Source organism: Lysobacter yangpyeongensis, from assembly GCF_042655745.1.
Classification (GTDB): domain Bacteria; phylum Pseudomonadota; class Gammaproteobacteria; order Xanthomonadales; family Xanthomonadaceae; genus Agrilutibacter; species Agrilutibacter yangpyeongensis.
Genome location: NZ_JBHSNM010000002.1, coordinates 204,696 through 229,725, shown reverse-complemented (window position 1 = coordinate 229,725; position 25,030 = coordinate 204,696). Strand labels below are relative to the sequence as shown.

Here is a 25,030-nt window from a genome sequence, read left to right as displayed (position 1 = left end):
TTCGAGTGATCTCGCCTGCTGTCATCTTCTCCCCGCTCGCGGGGAGAAGATGACCGAATGGCAGAGCGGGGCGGCGAGCGTAGCGAGCCTTTCCTGCCCGACCGATGATCAGCCGCGCACCGGCCTCAGCACTCCGAAACGCTCCTTCTTCGGTTTGCCCGACAGTGGCTCGAAAGCGATCTTCGCCGGCGGCACGTTGGTATCGGGCACCCGCTCGAGTAGGTCTGCAATCAAGGCGAGGCGGCCGCGCTTCTGGTCGTTGAAATCCACCAGCGTCCACGGCGCATGCGCGGTGTGCGTGGCCTTGAGCATCGCCTCGCGCGCGCGGGTGTAGTCGTCGTAATGCCGGCGCGCTTCGACGTCGATCGGCGACAGCTTCCAGCGCTTGAGCGGATCCTTCAGTCGTTCGGCGAAGCGCTCCTCCTGCTTTTCCTGGTCGCAGCACAGCCAGTACTTGAACAGCAGCACGCCGTCGTCGACGAGCAGCTTCTCGAACGCCGGCGCCTGCTTCAGGAACGCCTTCACCTGCGCGTCGCTGGCGAACCCCATCACCTTCTCGACGCCCGCGCGGTTGTACCAGCTGCGATCGAACAGCACGATCTCCCCGGCCGCGGGCAGGTGCGCGACGTAGCGCTGGAAGTACCACTGCGACGCCTCGCGTTCGGTCGGCTTTGGCAACGCGACGACGCGGCACTGGCGTGGATTCATGTGGTCGGCGATGGCGTTGATCACACCGCCCTTGCCGGCGGTGTCGCGCCCTTCGAACAGCACCACGATGCGCTTGCCGGTCGCCTGCAGCCAGCGGGCCATGGCGACGAGTTCGTGCTGCAGCGGCTCCAGTTGCCGCTCGTAGTCCTTGCGCCGGAGCTTGGCCATCACTTCTTCCTGCGCGTGGCGGCCTTCGCTGGCGCGGGATGCATGCTGCGCGCGACTTCGAGCAGCGCACCCTGCTGTTTCGTGTTGAGGCCGCGGTAGGCCGCGAGCAGTTCGTGTTCGCCGCGGGTGCGCGCGGGGTCGAGCGTGCTCGCCAGCTCGGACAGCAATGCACCGGCGGGCACGCCGAAGGTGCGCGCCAGCGCGACGAGTTGTTCCTGGCCCGGCAGCTTTTCACCCTGCAGCCAGGCGCTGACGGTGGCCGCGCCCGCGCGCGGAATGGCGGTGGCGATGTCGGCGGCGCTCAGGCCGCGCGCTTTGGCGAGCAGGCGCAACGTGGTGGCCAGGGGCATGTCGATCACTCCCTACTCCTTCAGGCGCGGACGCAAGGTGGCGAGATTGCACGGGCGCGTGCGGGCATCGAGCTGGGCGCGGATGATCTTTTCCCACGCCGTGCGGCAGGCCGAGGTCGAACCCGGCAGCGCGAACAGGAAGGTGCCGTTGGCGAGTCCCGCAAACGCGCGCGATTGCAGCGTGCTGGTGCCGATCTCCTCGAAGCTCAGCGCGCGGAACAGTTCGCCGAAGCCGGGCATCTCCTTGTCCAGCAGCGGCAGCAGCGCCTCGGGGGTGGAATCGCGGCCGGTGAAGCCGGTGCCGCCGGTGACGAGGATGCCGTCGATCCTCTCGTCGGCGATCCACTGCGACACCTTGGCGCGCAACTGGTAACGGTCGTCGCGGAGCAGGGCGCGGTCGGCGAGGGCGTGGCCGGCGTCGGCCAGCGCGGCGGCGAGGTAATCGCCGGAGGTGTCTTCGGCCAGCGTGCGCGTATCGGACACGGTGAGCACGCACAGCCGGAGCGGAATGAAGTCGCGTTCTGCGGTCATGGGCGGAGTGTAGGGCGGGCGCGCCGCGATAACACCTGGCTGCCGCATCCGGACGCGCCGCAGCGCGCCAGGAGATAGGGCGCTCAGCGCTGCCTTCAGTCTTCGACCATCACGCGCACCGCCGCCACGAAATCGCGGGCGAAGCCGGCCATGTCGAACAATCCGCTGTCTTTTCGCCTGGCGGCCAGTTCGGTGCGCAGCGTCCGCAACGCCTGTGGATCGCGAGCCAGCACCACCGCGCGCGCGACGAAGGCCGCGTCGCTGTCGACGTTCATCGCCGCCATGCCGAGGTGATGGTTGAGGCTGCCCGCCACGCGCGCGGCGAAGGTTTCGCCCGGCCGCGTCAGCACCGGGCAACCGGCCCACAGCGCATCGGAGGCGGTGGTGTGCGCGTTGTACGGCCCGGTATCGAGGAAGAGGTCAGCGTGCTGCAGGCGTGCGAGGTACTCCGCGTGCGGCTGCTTGGGCATGAACACCAGCCGCTGCGGATCGACGTCCTGCGAGCGCGCGACCTCGCGCAGGCGTTCGTCGGCGCGACCCGGTCCGGACAGCAGCCACAGCACGCTGCCTGGCACCTCGCGCAACACCGACAGCGCCCGCGACACGCTCGCGGGATTGAGCTTGTAGCTGTTGTTGAAGCAGCAGAACACGATGCCGTCGTCGGGCAATCCGCACGCGGCGCGCGGTGGTGCGGGCGGAATCGCGCGCGCGGTGTCGCTGGGCTGGAAGCAGCGCGGCAGGCGCACCACGCGTTCGCTGAAGTGCGGCGCGAGCGCGTCGGGCAGCACGAACGCATCCGCCAGCACATGGTCGATCCACGGCGCGCCCGACGTGCCCGGATACGCGAGCCAGTTCACCTGCACACGCGCGGGCCGCATCGCCAGGACTTCGGGCACGCCGCCGCCGCCCCAGCCGCGCAGGTCGAAGAGGACGTCGATGCCGGCCTCGCGGATCCGGCGCGCGACGTCCGCATGCGCCAGGCCGGCGACGTCATGCAGTTGCGCCGCCGCTTCCAGACGCCTGCGGACCTGGCTGCCGTCGTCGCGGTTCAGCGCGAACAGGTGCGTGTCGAGCGTGGCGTCGGCCTGCAGCGCTTCGAACAGCGCGACGGTGAGCAATCCGGTCGGATGCGCGCCGAAGCCGTTGGACAGGAAGCCGACCCGCAGGCGCGCGCCGCCGGCACGCGCGGGCGCCGGCGCCGGCGGCAGCGGCCGCACCGCGCGCGCGATCGCGGAGGCGCGCTGTCGTGCGCAGTGCAGTTGTTCGGCCGCGCTGGAATCCTCGCTGAGGAAGGCGAAGGGTTCGACCATCGCAGCACCGCGCATCACCGCCTCGCGCACCTGCCGCGCCAGTGCGTCGAGATCGCGCCAGTCGCACAGTTTGCGGCGCCAGGCGAGCAGGTACGCGGCGATCTGCGGCTCCTCCGGCGCCAGGGCGTGCGCGCGTGCGTAGGCATCGGCGGCTTCTTCCGCGGCGCCGATGTCTTCGAGCACATGCCCCAGCCAGACGGCGATGCCGGGATGCCGTGGCGCGTTCGCGGCGGCGGCGCGCAGGCTGTCGGCGGCTTCGCGACGCTGGTCCTGCATCCACTGCGCGCGACCGAGCCGGGCCAGCGCCTCCGGGTGTCCGGGCTGCAGCGCCAGCGCGCGTCGCGCCGCGGCTTCGCCCGCGCGTGCGTCGCCGGCATCGAGCTCGGTTTCGCTCAGCACGATCCAGGCCAGCGCGTTGTGCGGCTCGCGCTGCACCAGCGCGCGGGCGCGGTCGCGTTCGCTCATTGCGGACCGGCGCCATGCGTGGCCAGCGCGAGGCTGTACCACTGCGATTCGTCCTCGTTCCATCCCGCCGCGCGATACAGCGCGCGCGCCGGGGCGTTGTCGCGCGAGGTCTCCAGCATCAGGCCGGCCGCGCCCTGTTCGCGGGCGAATTCCGCGGCGGCATCGAGCAGGGCGCGGGCGACGCCGTGGCGGCGCGCGTGCTCGTCGACGTAAAGGTCGTTGAGGATCCACAGGCGCGCGGTGCGCACCGAGGAAAACATCGGATAAAGCTGGGTGAAGCCGACCGTGCGATCGTCGAGCTGCGCCAGCAGGATTGCGGACTCGCCGTGTTGCAGGCGCTCCTGCAGGAAGGCGCGGGCGCGCGGCAGGTCGCCCGGTTGCGCGTAGAAGCGGCGATACGCATCGAACAGCGGGGCGACGAGGTCGAGATCGTGGGACGTGGCGCGGCGGATGGTGACGGGCATGAACGGCTCGCGTGCGTCGGGGACGGACATCGTACCGGCAGCGCGACTGGCATCGCTTGCCGGTTGGGCCGGCAGACGTTCGATGCTGCTGCATGCAAGGCGCTGGCAGGGTGAGCTCCAGCCCACCGGCTCTTCGATCCGCGTCCGGAACGGTGGGCTGGAGCCCACCCTGCGAGCTTCGTTCCTCGACCGGTGCGCTGGAGCCCGCCCCTACGTCAGGCGCTTTGCGTCAGGCGCGCCAGTTCATCGGCCTGGTGTTCCTGCTGCAGGCGGTCGATCAGCGCATCCAGCTGCCCTTCGATCACGTTGGGCAGGTCGTACAGCGTGAGGCCTTCGACGCGGTGGTCGGTGATGCGGCCCTGCGGGAAGTTGTAGGTGCGGATGCGCTGGCTGCGATCGCCGCTGCCGACCTGCAGCTTGCGCGTTTCCGCCTGCGCGGCGGCGGCCTTCGCGGCCTGCGCCTCGGCGATGATCGCGGACAGGCGCTTCATCGCCTTGTCGCGGTTGGCGTGCTGGCTGCGTTCGGTCTGGCTCTCCACCACGATTCCCGTCGGCACGTGAGTGATGCGGATCGCCGATTCGGTCTTGTTGACGTGCTGGCCGCCGGCGCCGCTGGACCGGAACGTGTCGACCTTGAGGTCCGCGGGATTGATCTCGACGGGCTCGCCTTCGCTTTCCACCGGAATGATTGCGACCGTCGCCGCGGAGGTGTGGATGCGCCCCTGCGATTCGGTTTCCGGCACGCGCTGGACGCGGTGCGTGCCCGATTCGAACTTCAGTTTCGAATAGGCACCGCGACCTTCCACGCGCGCGATGACTTCCTTGTAGCCGCCGTGCTCGCCGGGACTGGCCGATTCGACCTCGACCCGCCAGCCCTGCCGCTCGGCGTAGCGCGAATACATGCGGAACAGGTCGCCGGCGAAGATCGCCGCCTCGTCGCCGCCGGTGCCGGCGCGCACTTCGAGATAGATGTCGCCTTCGTCGCGCGGATCCTTCGGGATCAGGTGTGCGAGCAGTTCGGCGTCGAGTTCCTCCAGGCGCCGCGAGGCGGCGGCGATTTCCTCTTCGGCCAGTTCGCGCAGTTCCGGATCGTTGCGCATCGCCTCGGCCGAGGCGAGGTCGCGGCGTGCCTGTGCTTCGGCCTGCAGCGCGTTGGCGACCGGTTCGAGCTGGGCGAATTCGCGCGACAGCCTGCGGAACTGGTTGGCGTCGCCGATCACGCCGGGGTCGGCGAGCAGGTGTTCGAGTTCCTCGCGGCGTTCGGCGAGGGCTTCGAGTTTGCGGCGCAGGGTGGGGGTCATGGGGGCTCGGGGTTGGGGTTTCGCGCGATGCTCTTGCTTCGTCACTCCCGCGGCTTTCAACGGACGAATGTCCGGTCAGGCGGGAGTCCAGCGACTTTGCCTCGGGTGGATAGCACGCCTCGAGTGGTTTGCACGCACGAAGGCACTGGATTCCCGCCCTCGCGGGAACGACAAATCAGGGGAAGCGTCGCTAACGATGCTGGCGCTTGGGATCGGCGGCTGCGTCCTCATCGCTGCCGGTACCGGCGCCGGTGGCATTGGCTTCGAGCGCCGGAAACAATTTGTCCGCCGCGCGCGCCAACTCCGCGTTGCCGCTGATCGCCGCTTCGCGCAATGCCACCGTCGGTGCATGCAGCAGCTTGTTGGTCAGCGCATGCGCGAGGAAGTCGAGCACCGTCTGCGGATCGCCGCCGGCGGCGAGTTGCTGCCTCGCCTTCGCCAACGCCTCAGCCTTCGCGGCTTCGCCGTGCGCGCGCAGGCGCTTGAGCGGTTCGGTGCGCGTGCTCGCGCCCAGGGTCTCGATGTAGCGGGCGACCTGCAGTTCGACGATGGCTTCGGCCTCGTCCGCGGCTTCGCGACGGCTGCGGCGGTTGTCCTCGATCGCGCGTTCCAGATCGTCGACGGTGTACAGGAAGATGTCCTTGAGCTCGGCCACGTCGCCGGCGATATCGCGCGGCACGGCGAGGTCGATCAGCAGCATCGGCCGATGCCGGCGCGAGGCCAGCGCGGCGGCGACCTGCGGCTTGTGCAGGATCGGATCGCGCGCGGCAGTCGCGGAGATCACGATGTCGGCTTCGGCCAGATGCCGGTCGAGTTCGCCCAGCGCCAGCGCGTAGCCGCCGTGGCGGGTGGCGAGGTCCTGCGCGTGGGCCAGGGTGCGGTTGGCGATCAGCAGCCGGCGCGTCTTCGCCTGCACGAGGTGGCGCGCGCACAGTTCGATGGTTTCGCCGGCGCCGATCAGCAGGACGGTCGACTCCTCGAGGCGGGCGAACGATTCCTGCGCGAGGCGCACGGCGGTGGAGGCCACCGAGACCGGGTTCGCGCCGATGCGCGTGTCGGTGCGCGCGCGCTTGGCGGTGGCGAAGGCGTGCTGGAACAGGCGATCGAGCTGGTTGCCCAGGCTGCCCGCGGCGCGTGCGGTCGCCCAGGCATCCTTCACCTGGCCGAGGATCTGCGGCTCGCCCAGCACCAGCGAGTCCAGCCCGGTCGCGACGCGGAACAGGTGGCGCACGGCATCGGCATCGGCGTGGCGGTACAGGTAGGCATGCAGGTCGCCGACTTCGTCGGGATGCGTGGCGAGCCAGTCCGCCAGGCTGTCGCCGTTGTCGTCCGTGACCGCATACAACTCGGTGCGGTTGCAGGTCGACAGCAGGGCGACCTCGCGCACCGCCGGCAGTGCGCGCAGGGCATCGAGCGCCGCGGGGATCGCGTCGCCGGAAAAGGCCACCCGTTCGCGCAGACTGACCGGCGCGGTCTGATGGTTGATGCCGAGTACGTGGATGCTCATGGAGCGGGGGCCGCGGTGCACGGGGCCGTTCAGGGGCTTGCGTTAAGCTGGCTCGCGAAGGCCGCCATTCTACCGGCCGCAGCCTGCACAGGTTTTCCCTTGGCCAATCCAACGCGTTCCGTTCATGCGCTCGTGTGCGCCGCACTGCTGGCAGCCGGGGCGTCCGCGCCGGCCTGGGCCGGGCGTTCCGGCGTCGTCGCCGACGACACGGTACGCGCGCTGGAACCCGCGCTGGCCGGCGAATTCGCGCTGCAGGCCGGCAAGCTGGACGAGGCGGCCAAGGCCTATCTCGACGCGGCGCGCGCCAGCAACGATGCCGTGCTCGCCGAACGCGCGACGCGCATCGCCCTGCTGGCCAAGGACGACCGGCGCGCGGGCGAGTCGCTCGCGCTGTGGCGCAAGCTCGGCGGCGACGGGCTTGCGCAGTCGGCGGCCGACGCGACCCTGTCCCTGCGCCGCGGCGACGAACGCGCGGCGCGGCGGCAGTTGAACGCGATGCTGGAGTCGGGACAGGAAGGCGCCTGGCAGCAGGTGATCGGCGTGCTCAGCGTGGGCGCGCGCGATCCCGAGCAGGCCGCGCGGATGCTGGGGCGGCTGCTCGACGACGACCGGCTGCCCGATCAGTTGCAGGCATGGCTCGCCTTCGGCGGCCTGGCGCAGAAGCTCGATCAGGACGCGTTGTCCCAGCGCATCGTCGACGAAGTAGTGCGGCGCTTCCCTGGCGAGCCGCGCGTGGCGCTGCTGCGTGCCAGCCAGCTGCGCGAATCCGGCAAGACCGACGAAGCCCGCGGCGTGCTCGCGGCGCTCGATCCGGCGCTGCTGCTGGTGCCGGAATTCCGCATGGCCGTGGCGGCCGAGTACGACGCGCTGGGCGACTTCCAGGCCGCCTCGGCGACGCTGGCGCGCGGGCCGCAGGACGACCAGACCTATGCGCTGCGCGCCTCGCTGCTGGCGCGCGCCGAAGACAAGACCGCGCTGACCGCGCTATACGAGGAGCTGCGCCGCGGCGGCAGCAAGCCTGACCCCGCGCGCCGGCTGCTGCTGGGCCGGATCGCCGAATTCCTCAAGCGTCATCAGGAAGCCCTCGACTGGTACCGCGGCGTGCCCGGCGGCGAACCGCGCTGGCCGGCGAAGCTGCGAGCGGCCAATGTCCTGCACGAACTCGATCGCGATGCCGAGGCGTACCAGGCGCTGCATGACCTGCAGGCCGACGCCGCGGCGCCCGAAGACGCGCGCCGCGACGCGTACATCCTCGAAGCGGACCTGCACAACCGCGACAAGGACGGCGATGCCGAGCTGGACGCCTTCGCGCGCGGCCTGGCGGCGTTTCCGGACGATCCCGACATCCTCTATGCGCGCGCACTGGGCTGGGAACGCCGCGACGACATCGCGCGCGCCGAAGCCGACTTCCGCAAGATCCTCGTCGCCGATCCCGACAGCACCGCAGCCCTGAATGCACTGGGCTACACGCTCGCCGACCGCACCACCCGCTACCAGGAAGCCCTGGAACTGATCGATCGCGCGCGCGCGGCCGAGCCCGACAATGCCGCGATCATCGACAGCTACGGCTGGGTGCTCTACCGGATCGGGCGCAAGCAAGAAGCGCTGACCGAACTGCGGCGCGCGTTCTCGCTGCAGAAGGATCCCGAGATCGCCTCGCACGTGGGCGAGGTGCTGTGGGTGCTGGGTCGCAAGGACGAAGCGCGGCGCTACTTCGAGGAGGCGCGCAAGCTCGATCCGGACAACCGCGCGCTGAAACGGGCGCTGGAGAAGACCGGCGAATGAGCGGGCACCTGTTTCGTCGCGCGCTGTGGGCGGTCGTCGCGCTCTGCGCGCTTGCGGGCTGCGCTACGCGGCCGGTGGCGCCGGCCTTGCCGGACCTGACCGGCGCCGCGCGCGCGCAGGCCGAGGCGGCCCAACGGGTACGCGAGCAGGCGCTGGCAGGACACCCGCAGTGGTCGTTCAGCGGCCGGATCGCGGTGTCGGTCGGGTCGAAGGGCGGCAGCGGCCGCATCGACTGGACTCAGGACGGCACTGGTTACGAAGCGGCACTCAGTGCGCCGGTGACGCGCCAGAGCTGGCGCCTGATCGGCGACACGCATCATGAAGCCGCGCGACTGGAGGGTCTGGAAGGTGGACCGCGCGAAGGCGAATTCGCCGAGGACCTGCTGGAAGAAGCGACGGGCTGGCGGATTCCGGTCAACCAGATGCCGGACTGGGTGCGCGGCATCGCGATGCCGCTGTCCGGCGCGCCGCCGCAGACCGCGTATGGCGCGGATGGCCGCCTCCGCAGCCTGGAGCAGCTCGGGTGGAAGGTCGAGTATCAGGAGTGGATACCGGCGGCGGGCGCGCGGCCGGAATTGCCCCGGCGCATCGTCGCTCGCAGTGGGCAGGCGACCGTCCGCCTGATCATCGACGAGTGGGATCTGGCGGCGCAGTAATCCAGGCGGCTGCATCTCCCGGACTCGGGCAGGCGCGTCCTCGATCCCTTACCCTTTCCGGCCCCCCAACTGCGTACGGCCGATGACTGCGTCCGAAGTACCGTCCGGCTGGACCCGCTGGCCCGCGCCGGCCAAGCTCAACCTGTTCCTGCGCATCACCGGCCGGCGTCCCGACGGGTACCACGAACTGCAGACGGTGTTCCGGTTGCTGGACTGGGGCGACACGCTGAGGCTGCGGGTTCGGGCCGACGGCCTCGTCGTCCGCCACGGCGCCTCCGTGGCGGGGGTGGCCGAAGCCGACGATCTCACGGTGCGCGCGGCAAAATTGCTGCAATCGGCGGCCAATTGCACCCAAGGCGCGGACATCCTCATCGAAAAGCGCATTCCGGCCGGGGGCGGGTTCGGTGGCGGCTCGTCCGACGCGGCGACGGTCCTGGTGGCGCTGGACGCCCTCTGGGGTTTGCGGCTCGGTAACGGGCGCCTGGCCGAACTGGGTCTCAAGCTCGGCGCGGATGTTCCGGTATTCGTCCGCGGCCACAATGCCTGGGCCGAGGGCGTGGGCGAGCGCCTGGAGCCGATCGATCTGCCGCCTGCCTGGTATGTGCTGGCCGATCCCGGCGTCCACGCCCCGACCGCGACGCTGTTCCAAGCTCCTGATTTGACGCGGAATGCACCGCCCGCGAAAATATCCGACTTCGTTTCGGGAACTGGGCTCGGGAACGCATTCGAGCCGGTCCTGCGCGCGCGCGAACCGGCCGTGGAGGCGGTGTTCGCAGCGCTGGCGCAGATCGGCACGCCGCGATTGACCGGGTCGGGCAGCGGTTGCTTCGTCGAATTCGCCACGCGCGAATCCGCCGAGGCGGCGCTGGCAGCGTTGCCGCCGGGCATCAAGGCCTGGTTGGCGGCGGGAGCGGCAAGGTCGCCGCTGCTGGATGCGCTCGAGGCGAGGGTGGGTGGAGAGAAGTGAGAAGTGAGTAAAGGCAAGGCGTTTGCTCTCTCTCTTACTCCTCACTTCTGATCACTCACTCCTGATTTTAGGGGCGTCGCCAAGTGGTTAAGGCACCGGGTTTTGATCCCGGCATTCGTAGGTTCGAATCCTTCCGCCCCTGCCATTTCCGAAGTTGCAATCGATGTAGCGCCACACGCCCGCAGCAGTATCGCGGCTTGTCCCACCACCGCCACTTCATCCCGCTTGAAGGCCTGAGCGAAGCGGAGAGATCCACGTGCAGAACGATCGCAACCTGCTGGTTTTCAGCGGCAACGCCAACCGCCCGCTCGCCGAGGCGGTGTGCAAGGAGCTCGGCATCCGCATGGGCAAGGCCCTGGTCAGCCGTTTTTCCGACGGCGAGGTCCAGGTCGAGATCGAGGAGAACGTGCGCCGGCAGGAAGTGTTCGTCATCCAGCCGACGAACGCGCCCAGCGCCGAGAACCTGGTGGAGCTGCTGGTCCTGATCGACGCGCTCAAGCGCGCATCGGTGTCCAGCATCACCGCGGTGGTGCCGTACTTCGGTTACGCGCGCCAGGATCGTCGTCCGCGCTCGGCGCGCGTGCCGATCACGGCGAAGGTGGTGGCGAAGATGTTCGGTTCAGTCGGTGCCGACCGCGTGCTGACGGTCGACCTGCACGCCGACCAGATCCAGGGCTTCTTCGACATCCCGGTCGACAACGTGTACGCCTCGCCGCTGCTGCTCGCCGACATCTGGCGCGCGCACGGCACGGACAACCTGATCGTGGTTTCGCCGGACGTCGGCGGCGTGGTGCGCGCCCGTGCGATCGCCAAGCGCCTGGACGACGCGGATCTCGCGATCATCGACAAGCGCCGTCCGCGCGCCAACGTCGCCACGGTGATGAACATCATCGGCGACGTCGCCGGCAAGGTCTGCGTGCTGGTCGACGACATCGTCGATACCGCCGGCACCCTGTGCGCCGCCGCTGCCGCCCTCAAGGCGCAGGGCGCGCTCAAGGTCGTCGCCTACTGCACCCACCCGGTGCTTTCGGGCGCAGCGATCGACAACATCACGAAGTCGCAGCTCGACGAGCTGGTGGTGACCGACACCATCCCGCTCACCGCCGCGGCGAAGGCCTGCGGCCGTATCCGCCAGCTCAGCGTCGCCGAGCTGTTGGCGGAGACGATCCGGCGCATCGCGTTTGGCGAGTCGGTCAGTTCGTTGTACGTGGATTGAGTAACAAAGGCGGGAGTAGGGATAAGGGAATGGGGAACGACGATGTGTCGTTGCTGTTTCGGCCCGGCTCTTGCTGTTGCAAAGAGGTGGTAGTGCGGTAAGGGCAAGGTCGCGGGCATCTCCCGTTCCCTCTTCCCCATTCCCTGCTCCCGCCTTTCACCGGCTCTTCTGGTCGCGGAAGAGTCTCCAAAATCGCCGCAAGGCGATCCAACGCAATAAAAGTGAGTAACGAAAATGTCTGAACACAAGATCTCGGCCACTGGCCGCGAAGCCGCAGGGAAGGGTGCGAGCCGCCGCCTGCGTCGCGCCGCCAGCATCCCGGCCATCCTCTACGGCGGCAGCGCCGCTCCGCAGAGCATCCAGCTCGACCACGAGAAGACCTGGCTCGCCAGCCAGAACGAGTGGTTCTACTCCTCGATCCTGAGCCTCGACCTCGACGGCAAGGTGCAGAAGGTCCTGCTGCGCGACATCCAGCGCCATCCGTACAAGCAGATCATCATGCACCTGGACTTCCAGCGCGTGGACGAGAACCAGGCGCTGCGCGCCAAGGTGCCGCTGCACTTCCTCAACCAGGAGAAGTCGCCGGCCGGCAAGACCGCTGGCGTCGTGGTCACCCACGAGCTCAACGAAGTCGAAGTCAGCTGCCTGCCGAAGGACCTGCCGGAGTTCATCGAAATCGACCTGGGCGACCTGGCCGTCGGCGGCATCGTCCACCTGTCGGAACTGAAGCTGCCCAAGGGCGTGGAAATTCCGGAACTGAAGCTGGGCAAGGAACACGACGTCGCCGTCGTGATCGCCAAGCACGGCAAGGAAGAAGCGGTCGAAGCCGAGGCGCCGGAATCGGCCGAAGTGCCGGCTGCCAAGGTCGCCAAGAAGGAAGAGAAGTAATCGCGGCTGCCCGGCGCGCTTCGCGGCGCGCCGGTGCAGTGCGACTTACTCGCTTCATCGATGGCAGGCTTGCGCCTCATCGTCGGGCTGGGCAATCCCGGACCCGAACACTCCCGGACCCGGCACAACGCCGGGTTCTGGTTTGTGGACGCCCTCGCGGAGAAATTCGGCGGGCGTTTCGGCCTGGAGTCGAAGCTGTTCGGCGAGACTGCCAAGGTGGAAATCGCCGGCCAGAACGTGTGGCTGCTCAAGCCCGCCACCTTCATGAACCTCTCCGGCAAGTCGGTCACGGCCGCGCTGCGTTACTGGAAGATCGAGCCGGAAGAGGCGCTGGTCGCGCACGACGAACTCGACCTGCCCGCGGGCACGCCGCGGCTCAAGTTCGACGGCGGCGCCGGCGGCCAGAACGGCATCCGCGACATCATGCGTCTGCTGGGTCACGGCAAGTTCGCGCGGCTGCGCATCGGCATCGGCCACCCGGGCCACAAGGACCGCGTGACGCCGTGGGTGCTGGGCAAGCCCGGTCGCGACGACGAGGCGGCGATCCTGCGCGCCATCGACGATGCGATCGATGTGCTGCCGCTGGCGGTCAGCGGCGATTTCAACGAAGCGATGAAGCGGCTCAATACCGCCAAGTAGAGCGGGAATGGGGAATAGGGAATGGGGAACGCATGTTCCGCATGTCCGTCCGTTCCGCTCCGACGAGCGAAGCACGCAGCAGTCCAGTTGCTTCAGTCCGTCGTTCCCTGTTCCCCATTCCCGCTTTCATTTCCCGCTTTACGGAGTACCCCATGGGCATCAAATGCGGCATCGTCGGCCTGCCCAACGTCGGCAAGTCGACCCTGTTCAACGCGCTCACCAAGGCGGGCATCGCCGCGGCCAATTTCCCCTTCTGCACGATCGAACCGAACGTTGGCGTCGTGCCGGTGCCGGATCCGCGACTCAACGCGCTGGCCGAGATCGTCAAGCCGCAGAAGGTGTATCCGACCGCGGTGGAGTTCGTCGACATCGCCGGCCTCGTTGCCGGTGCGGCGAGCGGCGAAGGCCTGGGCAACAAATTCCTCGCGCACATCCGCGAAGTCGATGCGATCACGCACGTGGTGCGGTGCTTCGAGCATCCGGACGTCATCCACGTCGCCAACAAGGTCGATCCGATCGCCGACATCGAGACGATCGATACCGAGCTCGCGCTGGCCGATCTCGAATCGGTGGAGAAGGCGCTGCAGCGCGCCGAGCGTTCGGCGAAGACCGGCGACAAGGAGGCGAAGGCGCGCGTGGAAGTGCTGGGCCGTATCCGCACCGGGCTGGACACCGGCAAGCCGGCGCGTGCGCTGGGCCTGTCCGACGACGACCGCGCGATGGTGCGCGACCTGTTCCTGCTGACGCTCAAGCCGGTGATGTACGTGGCGAACGTGCTGGAGGACGGTTTCGAAGGCAATCCGCATCTCGACGCGGTGCGCGCACGCGCGGTGGGCGAGGGCGCCGAGGTGGTGCCGGTCTCCGCCGCGATCGAGGAAGAGCTGAGCCAGCTCGACGACGCGGACCGCGACGCCTTCCTGCACGACCTCGGCCTCGACGAGCCCGGTCTTAACCGCGTGATCCGCGCCGCCTACATGCTGCTCGGCCTGCAGACCTATTTCACCGCCGGCGTGAAGGAAGTGCGCGCATGGACGGTGAAGGCCGGTTCCACCGCGCCGCAGGCCGCCGGCGTGATCCACAGCGACTTCGAGAAGGGCTTCATCCGCGCCGAGACCATCGCGTACGACGACTTCATCAAGTACCGGGGCGAAGCCGGTGCCCGCGACGCCGGCCGCCTGCGCCTGGAAGGCAAGGAGTACCGCGTCCAGGAAGGCGACGTGCTGCATTTCCGCTTCAACGTCTGACGCCGGACTGCGTCGACCGGCCGCGTCCGCCTCGCGTCCTGACCGGGGCGCCGCGGCGGACAACGTCCGGCATTCGCGGCAGCAAGGCAGCCGGAAGTCGTCCCGCCGCGACCGCGTGAAATTTGTTGCGTGAATGCGTTGACTTCCTCCGGGCGCGTCACCAAAATAGCGGGCTCTTTGGAGGGATACCCAAGCGGCCAACGGGGGCAGACTGTAAATCTGCTGGCTTACGCCTTCGGTGGTTCGAATCCACCTCCCTCCACCATCTTCCGGTCCATCGGGAGGCGGTAGAAGTAGAATCGCAACACCCGGTCGCCTTACCAGCGCCCGGCGCTCCACAGGCGGTACGTTCCAACCCAGGTTTGCGCCAGTACGGGCATCCGGCGCGGGAGTAGTTCAATGGTAGAACTGTAGCCTTCCAAGCTACTAGCGCGGGTTCGATTCCCGTCTCCCGCTCCATTGGAACAGCTCGGTTCGTATCGCCCGCACAACCTGCTCACGTAGCTCAGTCGGTAGAGCACCTCCTTGGTAAGGAGGAGGTCGATGGTTCGATTCCATTCGTGAGCACCATCTTTTCGGGTCCGGCCTTGCGCCGGATCCTCTCCGGACCCCGCCATGCGGGGTTTTGTCACGTCCCCATCCAGCAGCACAACGAGAAGCGACAGCCATGGCAAAGGGTAAGTTCGAGCGCACCAAGCCCCACGTAAACGTCGGCACGATCGGCCACGTGGACCACGGCAAGACCACGCTGACGGCAGCGCTGACGAAGGTGGGCGCGGAACGTTTCGGCGGCGAGTTCAAGGCCTATGACGCGATCGACGCGGCGCCGGAAGAGAAGGCGCGCGGGATCACGATCTCGACGGCGCACGTCGAGTACGAAAGCCCGACCCGTCACTACGCGCACGTGGACTGCCCGGGCCACGCCGACTACGTGAAGAACATGATCACGGGTGCGGCGCAGATGGACGGCGCGATCCTGGTGTGCTCGGCCGCGGACGGCCCGATGCCGCAGACGCGCGAACACATCCTGCTGTCGCGCCAGGTGGGCGTGCCGTACATCGTCGTGTACCTGAACAAGGCCGACATGGTGGACGACGCCGAGCTGCTGGAACTGGTGGAGATGGAAGTGCGTGAACTTCTGTCGAAGTACGAGTTCCCGGGCGACGACACCCCGATCATCAAGGGCTCGGCCCGTCTGGCGCTGGAAGGCGACCAGTCGGAAATCGGCGTGCCCTCGATCATCAAGCTGGTCGAAGCGCTGGACACGTTCATTCCGGAGCCGGAGCGCGCGATCGACAAGCCGTTCCTGATGCCGGTGGAAGACGTGTTCTCGATCTCGGGCCGCGGCACCGTGGTGACCGGCCGCATCGAGCGCGGCATCATCAAGGTCGGTGACGAAATCGAAATCGTGGGCATCCGCCCGACGCAGAAGACGACGGTCACCGGCGTGGAAATGTTCCGCAAGCTGCTGGACCAGGGCCAGGCGGGCGACAACGCGGGCCTGCTGCTGCGCGGCACCAAGCGTGACGACGTGGAGCGCGGCCAGGTGCTGGCCAAGCCGGGTTCGATCACCCCGCACACCGAGTTCGAGGGCGAGGTGTACGTGCTGTCGAAGGACGAAGGCGGCCGTCACACCCCGTTCTTCAAGGGCTACCGCCCGCAGTTCTACTTCCGCACGACCGACATCACCGGTGCGGTGGAGCTGCCGGAAGGCGTGGAGATGGTCATGCCGGGCGACAACATCAAGATGAAGGTCACCCTGATCAACCCGGTGGCGATGGACGAAGGCCTGCGCTTCGCGATCCGCGAAGGCGGCCGTACGGTCGGCGCCGGCGTGGTGTCGAAGATCCTGAAGTGATGAATCGGCCCGGGGTCGCGCAAGCGGCCCCGGCTTCGCCGATTCGTCATCCCCGCGCAGGCGGGGATCCAGCGACCTGGCGTTTTGCCGTCTAGTCGCTCCCCGCGAAAGCGGGGGCGAGCAATACAGGGATTCACCCGGACCAGTCCCCAAACGACTGGTTCGAAAAGCGGTAAAAGCCCTGGCGGCGCGAGCCGCCGTTGCTTTTTCGGGCGCAGCCCAAAGACAATGTTCCAAGCCACACGCCAGTAGCTCAATTGGCAGAGCAGCGGTCTCCAAAACCGCAGGTTGGGGGTTCGAGTCCCTCCTGGCGTGCCACTCCACATCGCGGACCTCCGCGACAGCCGGCCCAGAACCGGCATCCGACAGATGACGCGGCCCCGGTCGCGCAATGGACCGAATGAACAGCAAGGTCGAACAACCCGGCTCGTCGGCTTCCGGCGGCGACATCATGAAATACGCGCTGGCGGTGCTTCTCGTCGCCGCGGGCGTGTTCGCGTTCTACTGGTTCAGCGACTGGGCGACGGTGCTGCGTGCCCTGGTGGTGTGTGCGGGCCTGATCGCCGGCGCCGTCGTATTCCTCACCACCCGCAAGGGCGCGCAGACGCGCGAATTCCTCTCGGAGTCCCGCTTCGAGCTGCGCAAGGTCGTCTGGCCGACCCGCCAGGAAGCGATGCGCACGACCTGGGTCGTGATCGTCGCTGTGGTCATCCTCAGCCTGATCCTGGCCGGCTTCGACGTCGTGATCCAGTGGGCAGTCAAGTTCCTGCTCGAGCGCTAAGGAGAGAAGTCGGTGTCCGAGAGCAACAACAAGCGCTGGTACGTCGTCCACGCCTATTCCGGCTTCGAGAAGTCGGTGGCGCAGGCGCTGCGCGATCGCATCGTCCGTCAGGAGATGCAGGACCGCTTCGGCGAAGTGCTGGTTCCGACCGAAGAGGTCGTGGAAATGCGCTCCGGCCAGAAGCGCCGTTCCGAGCGCAAGTTCTTCCCGGGCTACGTGCTGGTGCAGATCGCCACGCACGATGAGAACGGGATCCCGCGCATCGACAACGAGAGCTGGCACCTGATCAAGGAGACTCCGAAGGTCATGGGCTTCATCGGCGGCACCGCCGACCGCCCGTTGCCGATCAAGGACTCCGAAGCCGACGCCATCCTCCAGCGCGTTCAGGAAGGCGTGGAGAAGCCCAAGCCCAAGGTCCTGTTCGAGCCGGGTGAAATGGTCCGCGTCACCGACGGTCCGTTCGTCGACTTCAACGGCGTGGTCGAAGAGATCAACTACGAAAAGAGCCGCCTGCGCGTGGCCGTGCTGATCTTCGGCCGCTCGACCCCGGTCGAACTCGAGTTCGGCCAGGTCGAAAAGGCCAAGTAAGCCGGACAGGTGCCTGCGGCAGGCCGGGTATCCGGCGCCGGGTGGGGCTGTTCGGCCCCGGCAGCCTGAAAACCCTGCTATACTCGCCGGCTCGCTGCCACAGGCGCGAGCCACCCGGGAACCACAGCCGCCCCTCAAGGCGGCTGTCGGCGTCTGGAAACCATGCAACAACGTGAAGCCGGGACACGCGATCTTCCCGGTCCGATGGGGAGCCTGAGAACCAGGCGCTAGCACCCGGAGAGAAGAAAATGGCTAAGAAAGTAGTTGGCTACATCAAGCTTCAGGTCAAGGCCGGCCAGGCCAACCCGTCGCCGCCGGTGGGTCCCGCCCTCGGCCAGCGCGGCCTGAACATCATGGAGTTCTGCAAGGCGTTCAACGCAGCGACCTCCAAGCTCGAGCCGGGTCTGCCGACCCCGGTCATCATCACCGCGTACTCCGACCGTACGTTCACCTTCGTCACCAAGTCGACCCCGGCTTCGGTGCTGCTGAAGAAGGCCGCTGGCATCCAGTCCGGCTCCAAGCGCCCGAACACCGAGAAGGTCGGCAAGGTCACCCGCAAGCAGCTCGAAGACATCGCCAAGGCGAAGGAAGCCGACCTGACCGCGGCCGACCTGGACGCGGCGGTGAAGACGATTGCGGGTTCGGCCCGCTCGATGGGTCTGGTGGTGGAGGGCTAAGCACATGGCAATGAACAAGCGACAGAAGGCCATCCTGGCCGCCGTGGTTCCGGGCAAGGCCTACGCCTTCGACGAAGCCGTCAAGATCATCAAGACCGCCACCAAGGCGAAGTTCGTCGAGTCCGTCGACGTCGCCGTGCGCCTGGGCGTGGACGCGAAGAAGTCCGACCAGCAGGTCCGTGGCTCGACCGTGCTGCCGGCCGGCACCGGCAAGACCGTGCGCGTGGCCGTGTTCGCCCCGGCCGGTGCCAAGGCCGACGAAGCCCTGGCCGCTGGCGCCGACATCGTCGGCATGGACGACCTGGCCGAGAAGATGACGGCCGGCGACCTGAATTACGACGTGGTCATCGCCACCCCGGACGCCATGCGCGTCGTCGGCAAGCTGGGTCAGGTCCTGGGTCCGCGCGGTCTGATGCCGAACCCGAAGGTCGGTACCGTTTCGCCGAACCCGGCCGAAGCCGTGAAGAACGCGAAGGGCGGCCAGGTCCGTTACCGCACCGACAAGGCCGGCATCATCCACTGCACCATCGGCAAGTCGTCGTTCAACGACGCCGACCTGAAGGGCAACCTCGAAGCGCTGCTGCACGACCTGATCAAGGCCAAGCCGGCGACCTCGAAGGGCCAGTACCTGCAGAAGATCTCGATCAGCTCGACCATGGGCCCCGGCGTGACCGTGGACCAGGCGAGTCTGGCGCTGAAGTAACAGTGAAGAGTGGAGAGGAGTGAGAAACGAGTGGGAGCCACTCCTTCTTCCCTCTCCGCTGGTTTGAAGAATCTGGTGGGTGTGGTCGGGTTGTAGTGCAGCAAATAGAGAGCTCGGTTCCGCCTTCTCTCTTTTCTCACTCCTCTCCACTCCCCACTACCGTTTTTGAGGGCGCCGCCGAGGACTCGATCCGAAGCGAGCCGTCAAAGACCGCAGGCGCGGTCAGCGCGTGACGACGACGGGCAGGGAGGCTCGTACTGGCAGGGAATCGCCGTCGCCACCAGCGGGTCCGCTTAATCCTCGCGAGAGGCAAGCCTGCGTAGATGGTGCAGCCCCCTCTGGAAATTCCGGAAGGGCCACCACCGGGATGCGCAAGCATCCCCGGCGTCACGGATGGCGCCGCCCAGGACCGCGAGCGGCAGGAGCCGTGAGCGGAATTCAATTGGAGGAGTGCAATGGCTCTCAATCTGTCCCAGAAGCAAGATGTAGTCGCAGAGGTGGCCGAAATCGCCGCCAAGGCGCACTCCTTGGTCGCAGCCGAGTACGCGGGCACCACGGTCAGCCAGATGACCGCGATGCGCAAGAAGGCCCGCGAAACCGGCGTGTACTTGAAGGTTGTCAAGAACACGCTGGCATCGCGCGCCGTCGCCGGCACCGAGTTCGAGGTCGTCAAGGACGCCCTGACCGGTCCGCTGCTGTACGCGTTCTCGCTGGAAGAACCCGGCGCCGCCGGTCGTCTGATCAAGGAAGCCGCCAAGGGCAACGACAAGCTCAAGGCCAAGATCGTGTCGGTGGAAGGCAAGCTGCTGCCTGCCGCGCACGTCGAAGTCCTGGCCTCGCTGCCGACCCGCGAACAGGCGCTGTCCATGCTGGCCCGCGTCCTCGCCGAACCCGCAAGCATGTTTGCCCGCGTCGTCAAGGCCGTGGCGGACAAGCAGGGCGGTGGCGAAGCGGCCCCGGCCGAAGCTGCGGCCGAAGCCTGAGTTCGCTGAAGCGACTTTCTAACCGATTCGCAAGATCCCAAATTTTCCAGAGGTAAACACAATGTCCCTGTCCAACGAGCAGATCGTCGACGCCATCGCCGCCAAGTCGCTGATGGAAGTGATGGACCTGGTTAAGGCCATCGAAGAGAAGTTCGGCGTCACCGCCGCTGCCCCGGTCATGATGGCCGCCGGCCCGGCCGCCGCCGCTGCCCCGGCCGAAGAGCAGACCGAGTTCACCGTCGTGCTGAAGAGCGCCGGCGACAAGAAGGTCGACGTGATCAAGGCCGTCCGCGCCATCACCGGCCTGGGCCTGAAGGAAGCCAAGGACCTCACCGAGGCCGGTGGCGTCCTGAAGGAAGCCGTGTCGAAGGACGACGCCGCCAAGTTCAAGAAGGAACTGGAAGCCGCCGGCGCGACCGTCGAGGTCAAGTGACGCAACCGCGCGCTCGCGCGTCGCGCGAGCGCCTTTGCGGTTGCGTCATCCCCGCATGCTCCAAGCGGGGATCCAGCGCCTCCCGCAATTGCGTCATCCCCGCGAAAGCGGGGATCCAGTGACTTTGCTTTTGCCGGTGCACATGCATTCAAGACAAACCACAGGATTTCCGCCATCGCAGGCATGACAGGCTGGGACCGCAAGGTCCCGGCCTTTGGCCGTTATTGACGTAGCGCAAAACTGAATGCAGTACAGGCCCCGGCGACAGTGCCGGTGCCGGAAACAAGCACCACCGGAGTCCGCTTCGCTCCTCCGTTGGCCCGAGTTCCACGAGCAAGGCAGAAATCCAACCTGAGTTGGTAGTTGGAAGCAGCAGCAGAGGGCGTGCGGGTGCCGGCAATACCCGCGGCTTCCAACTGACAGTTCAATCCTTTTCACGGGATTCGAGATTAGAGATTCGGGATTCGTAAAGGCAAAAGCTGTGCTCTTGCTCGCGGATCACGAATCACCAATCACCAATCCCGGCTCTTAACAGAGGCGGCAGCTCCCCATGACGACAGCTTCCAAAACGAATTATTCGTTCACCGAAAAGAAGCGCATCCGCAAGAACTTCGGCAAGCGCCGGTCGATTCTCGAAGTTCCGTTCCTGCTCGCGATCCAGGTCGATTCCTATCGCGAATTCCTCCAGGAGCATGCCGATCCCGCCAAGCGCGAGGACAAGGGCCTGCATGCGGCGCTGAAGTCGGTGTTCCCGATCGTCAGCTACAGCGGCAACGCCGCGCTGGAATACGTCGGCTACAAGCTCGGCGAGCCGCCGTTCGACGAGCGCGAGTGCCGTAATCGCGGCCTGTCCTACGGCGCGCCGCTGCGCGTGACCGTGCGCCTGGTGATCTACGACCGCGAGTCGTCGACCAAGGCGATCAAGTACGTGAAGGAGCAGGAAGTCTACATGGGCGAAATCCCGCTCATGACCGGCAACGGCACCTTCATCGTCAACGGCACCGAGCGCGTCATCGTCTCGCAACTGCACCGCTCGCCGGGCGTGTTCTTCGATCACGATCGCGGCAAGACGCACAGCTCGGGCAAGCTGCTGTACAGCGCCCGCATCATTCCTTACCGCGGCTCCTGGCTGGACTTCGAGTTCGACCCGAAGGACGCGCTGTTCACCCGTATCGACCGTCGCCGCAAGCTGCCGGTGACCGTGCTGCTGCGCGCCCTCGGCTACAACAACGAGGAAATGCTGCGCGAGTTCTTCGAGATCAACACCTTCCACATCGATCCGAAGGAAGGTGTCCAGCTCGAACTGGTCCCGGAACGCCTGCGCGGCGAAACCCTCGACTTCGACCTCGCCGATGGCGACAAGGTCATCGTCGAAGCCGGCCGCCGCATCACCGCGCGCCACGTCAAGCAGCTCGAACAGTCGGGCATCGCCGCGCTGTCCGTGCCGGACAGCTACCTCGTCGGCCGCATCCTCGCGCATGACGTGGTCGATCCGAACACCGGCGAACTGCTTGCCCTGGCCAACGACGAGATCAACGACGACCACCTGGCCAAGTTCCGCAAGGCCGGCGTGGTCGCCGTCGGCACGCTGTGGGTCAACGACCTCGACCGCGGCGCGTACATCTCGAATACCCTGCGCATCGATGCGAGCAAGACCCAGCTCGAAGCGCTGGTCGAGATCTACCGCATGATGCGTCCGGGCGAACCGCCGACCAAGGATGCGGCGCAGAACCTGTTCCACAACCTGTTCTTCACCTTCGAGCGCTACGACCTGTCGGGCGTGGGCCGGATGAAGTTCAACCGCCGCCTGGGCCGCAAGGAAGTCACCGGCGCATCGGTGCTGTACGACGCGAAGTACTTCGCCGATCGCAAGGACGAAGAGTCCGTGCGTCTGCGCGAAGCGTGTGGCGGCATGTCCGACATCCTCGACGCGATCCGCGTGCTTACCGAGATCCGCAACGGTCGCGGCGTGGTCGACGATATCGACCACCTGGGCAACCGTCGCGTGCGTTCCGTCGGCGAAATGGCCGAGAACGTGTTCCGCGTCGGTCTGGTCCGCGTCGAGCGCGCCGTGAAGGAGCGCCTGTCGATGGCCGAGTCCGAAGGCCTGACGCCGCAGGAGCTGATCAACGCTAAGCCGGTGGCCGCCGCGATCAAGGAATTCTTCGGTTCCTCGCAGCTGTCGCAGTTCATGGACCAGAACAACCCGCTGTCGGAAGTGACGCACAAGCGTCGCGTCTCCGCGCTGGGCCCGGGCGGCCTGACCCGCGAGCGCGCCGGCTTCGAAGTGCGCGACGTGCATCCGACCCACTACGGCCGCGTCTGCACCATCGAAACGCCGGAAGGTCCGAACATCGGCCTGATCAACTCGCTGGCCGTGTTCGCCCGCACCAACCGCTACGGCTTCCTCGAGACGCCGTACCGCAAGGTCGTGGACGGCCGCGTCACCGACGACGTCGAGTACCTGTCGGCGATCGAGGAGAACGAGTACGTCATCGCCCAGGCCAACGCGCCGCGCGACGAGAAGGGCAACATCACCGCCCAGTTCGTCGACTGCCGCTACCAGGGCGAGTCGCTGCTGAAGCCGCCGGCCGAGATCCACTTCATGGACGTCTCGCCGATGCAGACCGTGTCGGTCGCGGCCGCGCTGGTGCCGTTCCTCGAGCACGACGACGCCAACCGCGCGCTGATGGGCGCGAACATGCAGCGCCAGGCCGTGCCGACGCTGAAGGCGCAGAAGCCGCTGGTCGGTACCGGCATCGAGCGCGCCGTGGCGCGCGACTCGGGCGTGACCGTGAATGCCCTGCGCGGCGGCGTGATCGAGCAGATCGACGCGGCCCGCATCGTGGTCAAGGTCAACGAGAGCGAGATCTCCGGCGAGCATGATGCCGGCGTCGACATCTACAACCTGATCAAGTACACGCGTTCGAACCAGAACACCTGCATCAACCAGTCGCCGCTGGTGAAGGTGGGCGACGTGGTCGCGCGCGGCGACGTGCTGGCCGACGGTCCCTCGACCGACATCGGTGAGCTTGCGCTCGGCCAGAACATGCTGGTCGCGTTCATGCCGTGGAACGGCTACAACTTCGAGGACTCGATCCTGCTCTCCGAGCGCGTGGTCGAGGAGGATCGCTACACCACGATCCACATCGAAGAACTCACCGTCCAGGCGCGTGACACCAAGCTGGGTCCGGAGGAAATCTCCGCCGACATCCCGAACGTCTCCGAGCAGGCGCTGAACCGCCTCGACGAGTCGGGCGTGGTGTACATCGGTGCGGAAGTGCGTGCCGGCGACATCCTGGTCGGCAAGGTCACGCCGAAGGGCGAGAGCCAGCTGACGCCGGAAGAGAAGCTGCTGCGCGCGATCTTCGGCGAGAAGGCGTCCGACGTGAAGGACAGCTCGCTGCGCGTGCCGCCGGGCATGGACGGCGTCGTCATCGACGTGCAGGTCTTCACCCGCGACGGCATCGAGAAGGACAAGCGTGCCCGCCAGATCGAAGAGTCCGAAATCAAGCGCGTCAAGAAGGACTTCGACGACCAGTTCCGCATCCTCGAAGCGGCCATCTACGATCGCCTGCGTTCGCAGCTGATCGGCAAGGTCGCCAATGGCGGCGCCGGCCTGAAGAAGGGCGACACGGTCACTTCGCTGGTGCTCGACAGCCTGCCGAAGAAGGACTGGTTCACCCTGCGCATGAAGGACGACGAGGCCGTCGAAGCCATCGAGCGCGCGCAGAAGCAGATCGAAGCGCACGAGAAGGAATTCGAGCGCCGCTTCGCCGACAAGCGCGCCAAGATCACCCAGGGTGACGACCTCGCTCCGGGCGTGCTGAAGATGGTCAAGGTGTTCCTGGCCGTGAAGCGCCGCATCCAGCCGGGCGACAAGATGGCCGGCCGCCACGGCAACAAGGGTGTCGTGTCGACGATCGTGCCGGTCGAAGACATGCCGTACATGGCGAACGGCGAGACCGTCGACATCGTGCTGAACCCGCTGGGCGTGCCGTCGCGTATGAACATCGGCCAGGTGCTGGAAGTGCACCTGGGCTGGGCCGCGAAGGGACTGGGCAAGAAGATCGACCAGATGCTGCAGGCGCAGGCCAGGGTGGCCGACCTGCGCAAGTTCCTGGACGAGATCTACAACCACGACCGCACCACGCACGAGCAACGCGTCGACCTCACGCAGTTCTCCGACCAGGAGCTGCTGACGCTGGCGAAGAACCTCGTCGACGGCGTGCCGATGGCGACCCCGGTGTTCGACGGCGCGGCCGAGACCGAGATCAAGAAGATGCTCGAGCTCGCCGACCTGCCGCTGAGCGGCCAGACCACGCTGTTCGACGGTCGCACCGGCGAGGCGTTCGAGCGTCCGGTCACGGTCGGCTACATGCACATGCTGAAGCTGAACCACCTGGTCGACGACAAGATGCACGCGCGTTCGACCGGTCCGTACTCGCTCGTCACCCAGCAGCCGCTGGGCGGCAAGGCACAGTTCGGCGGCCAGCGTTTCGGCGAAATGGAAGTCTGGGCGCTGGAAGCCTACGGCGCGGCCTACACCCTGCAGGAGATGCTGACGGTGAAGTCCGACGACGTGCAGGGCCGCAACCAGATGTACAAGAACATCGTCGACGGCGAGTACGAGATGGTCGCCGGCATGCCGGAGTCCTTCAACGTGCTGGTGAAGGAAATCCGCAGCCTGGCCATCAACATGGAGTTGGAAGAGAACTGAGGCGGGAAAAGGGAATAGGGAAGAGGGAACGAGAGTGCATCGCGACCGCGCGAACCATCGTTCCCCATTCCCCCTTCCCGCTCCTCAT

At 67.1% G+C, this 25,030-nt stretch carries 22 protein-coding genes and 5 tRNA genes; 20 read left to right on the top strand and 7 right to left on the bottom strand.

Features of this window, described 5'->3' with window-relative positions; translation table 11 throughout:
- Positions 1–108: 108 nt before the first annotated feature.
- The 7 genes from ppk2 to hemA all read right to left on the bottom strand — a co-directional run bounded on the left by ppk2 (position 109) and on the right by hemA (position 6,804).
- Positions 109–876, bottom strand: a complete 768-nt coding sequence (gene ppk2, locus ACFPN1_RS07845) for a polyphosphate kinase 2 (protein WP_386754298.1) — start codon at positions 874–876, stop codon at positions 109–111.
- Complete coding sequence (locus ACFPN1_RS07840; RefSeq protein ID WP_386754835.1) at positions 876–1,226, bottom strand: helix-turn-helix domain-containing protein; 351 nt, start codon at positions 1,224–1,226, stop codon at positions 876–878. The genes ppk2 and ACFPN1_RS07840 overlap by 1 nt, the downstream gene beginning before the upstream one ends.
- Before the next feature lie 12 nt (positions 1,227–1,238).
- Positions 1,239–1,757, bottom strand: a complete 519-nt coding sequence (gene moaB / locus ACFPN1_RS07835; RefSeq protein ID WP_386754296.1) for a molybdenum cofactor biosynthesis protein B — start codon at positions 1,755–1,757, stop codon at positions 1,239–1,241.
- 95 nt (positions 1,758–1,852) lie between these two features.
- On the bottom strand, positions 1,853–3,532 hold the full coding sequence (locus tag ACFPN1_RS07830; RefSeq protein WP_386754295.1) for an O-linked N-acetylglucosamine transferase, SPINDLY family protein: 1,680 nt from the start codon (positions 3,530–3,532) through the stop codon (positions 1,853–1,855).
- On the bottom strand, positions 3,529–3,996 hold the full coding sequence (locus ACFPN1_RS07825) for a GNAT family N-acetyltransferase (RefSeq protein WP_386754294.1): 468 nt from the start codon (positions 3,994–3,996) through the stop codon (positions 3,529–3,531). The genes ACFPN1_RS07830 and ACFPN1_RS07825 overlap by 4 nt, the downstream gene beginning before the upstream one ends.
- Before the next feature lie 215 nt (positions 3,997–4,211).
- Complete coding sequence (prfA, locus tag ACFPN1_RS07820; protein WP_386754292.1) at positions 4,212–5,297, bottom strand: peptide chain release factor 1; 1,086 nt, start codon at positions 5,295–5,297, stop codon at positions 4,212–4,214.
- A gap of 190 nt (positions 5,298–5,487) precedes the next feature.
- On the bottom strand, positions 5,488–6,804 hold the full coding sequence (gene hemA, locus ACFPN1_RS07815; RefSeq protein ID WP_386754291.1) for a glutamyl-tRNA reductase: 1,317 nt from the start codon (positions 6,802–6,804) through the stop codon (positions 5,488–5,490).
- 132 nt (positions 6,805–6,936) lie between these two features.
- On the opposite strand from hemA, the gene ACFPN1_RS07810 reads away from it, so the two are divergent.
- The 20 genes from ACFPN1_RS07810 to rpoB all read left to right on the top strand — a co-directional run bounded on the left by ACFPN1_RS07810 (position 6,937) and on the right by rpoB (position 24,942).
- Positions 6,937–8,589 carry a tetratricopeptide repeat protein gene (locus ACFPN1_RS07810; protein WP_386754834.1) on the top strand — a complete coding sequence of 551 codons (1,653 nt, stop codon included), beginning with the start codon at positions 6,937–6,939 and terminating at the stop codon, positions 8,587–8,589.
- The gene (gene lolB / locus ACFPN1_RS07805; protein ID WP_386754290.1) at positions 8,586–9,245 is read left to right on the top strand and encodes a lipoprotein insertase outer membrane protein LolB; all 660 of its coding nucleotides are present in this window, start codon (positions 8,586–8,588) and stop codon (positions 9,243–9,245) included. Before ACFPN1_RS07810 ends, lolB begins: the two co-directional genes overlap by 4 nt.
- Positions 9,246–9,327: 82 nt before the next feature.
- Positions 9,328–10,212, top strand: coding sequence for a 4-(cytidine 5'-diphospho)-2-C-methyl-D-erythritol kinase (gene ispE, locus ACFPN1_RS07800; protein WP_386754289.1), 885 nt, complete (start codon positions 9,328–9,330; stop codon positions 10,210–10,212).
- Positions 10,213–10,281: 69 nt separating this feature from the next.
- A tRNA-Gln gene (locus ACFPN1_RS07795) sits at positions 10,282–10,357 on the top strand.
- Between the two features lie 111 nt (positions 10,358–10,468).
- Positions 10,469–11,428 (top strand): ribose-phosphate diphosphokinase, encoded by a 960-nt coding sequence (locus ACFPN1_RS07790; protein WP_386754288.1) that lies wholly within the window; start codon positions 10,469–10,471, stop codon positions 11,426–11,428.
- A 234-nt stretch (positions 11,429–11,662) separates the two neighbouring features.
- Positions 11,663–12,316 (top strand): 50S ribosomal protein L25/general stress protein Ctc, encoded by a 654-nt coding sequence (locus tag ACFPN1_RS07785; RefSeq protein ID WP_386754287.1) that lies wholly within the window; start codon positions 11,663–11,665, stop codon positions 12,314–12,316.
- A gap of 60 nt (positions 12,317–12,376) precedes the next feature.
- On the top strand, positions 12,377–12,955 hold the full coding sequence (gene pth, locus ACFPN1_RS07780) for an aminoacyl-tRNA hydrolase (RefSeq protein ID WP_386754286.1): 579 nt from the start codon (positions 12,377–12,379) through the stop codon (positions 12,953–12,955).
- Between the two features lie 152 nt (positions 12,956–13,107).
- Positions 13,108–14,199 (top strand): redox-regulated ATPase YchF, encoded by a 1,092-nt coding sequence (gene ychF, locus ACFPN1_RS07775; RefSeq protein WP_386754285.1) that lies wholly within the window; start codon positions 13,108–13,110, stop codon positions 14,197–14,199.
- 179 nt (positions 14,200–14,378) lie between these two features.
- Positions 14,379–14,464: transfer RNA gene (locus tag ACFPN1_RS07770), tRNA-Tyr, on the top strand.
- Positions 14,465–14,584: 120 nt separating this feature from the next.
- Positions 14,585–14,658 (top strand) — tRNA-Gly (locus ACFPN1_RS07765).
- A 35-nt stretch (positions 14,659–14,693) separates the two neighbouring features.
- A tRNA-Thr gene (locus tag ACFPN1_RS07760) sits at positions 14,694–14,769 on the top strand.
- 97 nt (positions 14,770–14,866) lie between these two features.
- On the top strand, positions 14,867–16,057 hold the full coding sequence (tuf, locus tag ACFPN1_RS07755; RefSeq protein WP_386754273.1) for an elongation factor Tu: 1,191 nt from the start codon (positions 14,867–14,869) through the stop codon (positions 16,055–16,057).
- Positions 16,058–16,299: 242 nt separating this feature from the next.
- Positions 16,300–16,375 (top strand) — tRNA-Trp (locus tag ACFPN1_RS07750).
- An 82-nt stretch (positions 16,376–16,457) separates the two neighbouring features.
- Positions 16,458–16,838 carry a preprotein translocase subunit SecE gene (secE, locus tag ACFPN1_RS07745; RefSeq protein WP_386754283.1) on the top strand — a complete coding sequence of 127 codons (381 nt, stop codon included), beginning with the start codon at positions 16,458–16,460 and terminating at the stop codon, positions 16,836–16,838.
- 12 nt (positions 16,839–16,850) lie between these two features.
- A complete protein-coding gene (gene nusG, locus ACFPN1_RS07740) occupies positions 16,851–17,426 on the top strand; it encodes a transcription termination/antitermination protein NusG (RefSeq protein WP_386754282.1) in 576 nt (191 codons plus the stop codon).
- A 248-nt stretch (positions 17,427–17,674) separates the two neighbouring features.
- Positions 17,675–18,103, top strand: coding sequence for a 50S ribosomal protein L11 (gene rplK / locus ACFPN1_RS07735; protein WP_310056322.1), 429 nt, complete (start codon positions 17,675–17,677; stop codon positions 18,101–18,103).
- Positions 18,104–18,107: 4 nt separating this feature from the next.
- Complete coding sequence (gene rplA, locus ACFPN1_RS07730) at positions 18,108–18,806, top strand: 50S ribosomal protein L1 (RefSeq protein ID WP_386754281.1); 699 nt, start codon at positions 18,108–18,110, stop codon at positions 18,804–18,806.
- Between the two features lie 455 nt (positions 18,807–19,261).
- Complete coding sequence (rplJ, locus tag ACFPN1_RS07725) at positions 19,262–19,789, top strand: 50S ribosomal protein L10 (RefSeq protein WP_386754280.1); 528 nt, start codon at positions 19,262–19,264, stop codon at positions 19,787–19,789.
- A gap of 61 nt (positions 19,790–19,850) precedes the next feature.
- Positions 19,851–20,222 carry a 50S ribosomal protein L7/L12 gene (gene rplL / locus ACFPN1_RS07720; protein WP_386754279.1) on the top strand — a complete coding sequence of 124 codons (372 nt, stop codon included), beginning with the start codon at positions 19,851–19,853 and terminating at the stop codon, positions 20,220–20,222.
- 550 nt (positions 20,223–20,772) lie between these two features.
- Complete coding sequence (gene rpoB, locus ACFPN1_RS07715; RefSeq protein WP_386754278.1) at positions 20,773–24,942, top strand: DNA-directed RNA polymerase subunit beta; 4,170 nt, start codon at positions 20,773–20,775, stop codon at positions 24,940–24,942.
- Positions 24,943–25,030: the final 88 nt, after the last annotated feature.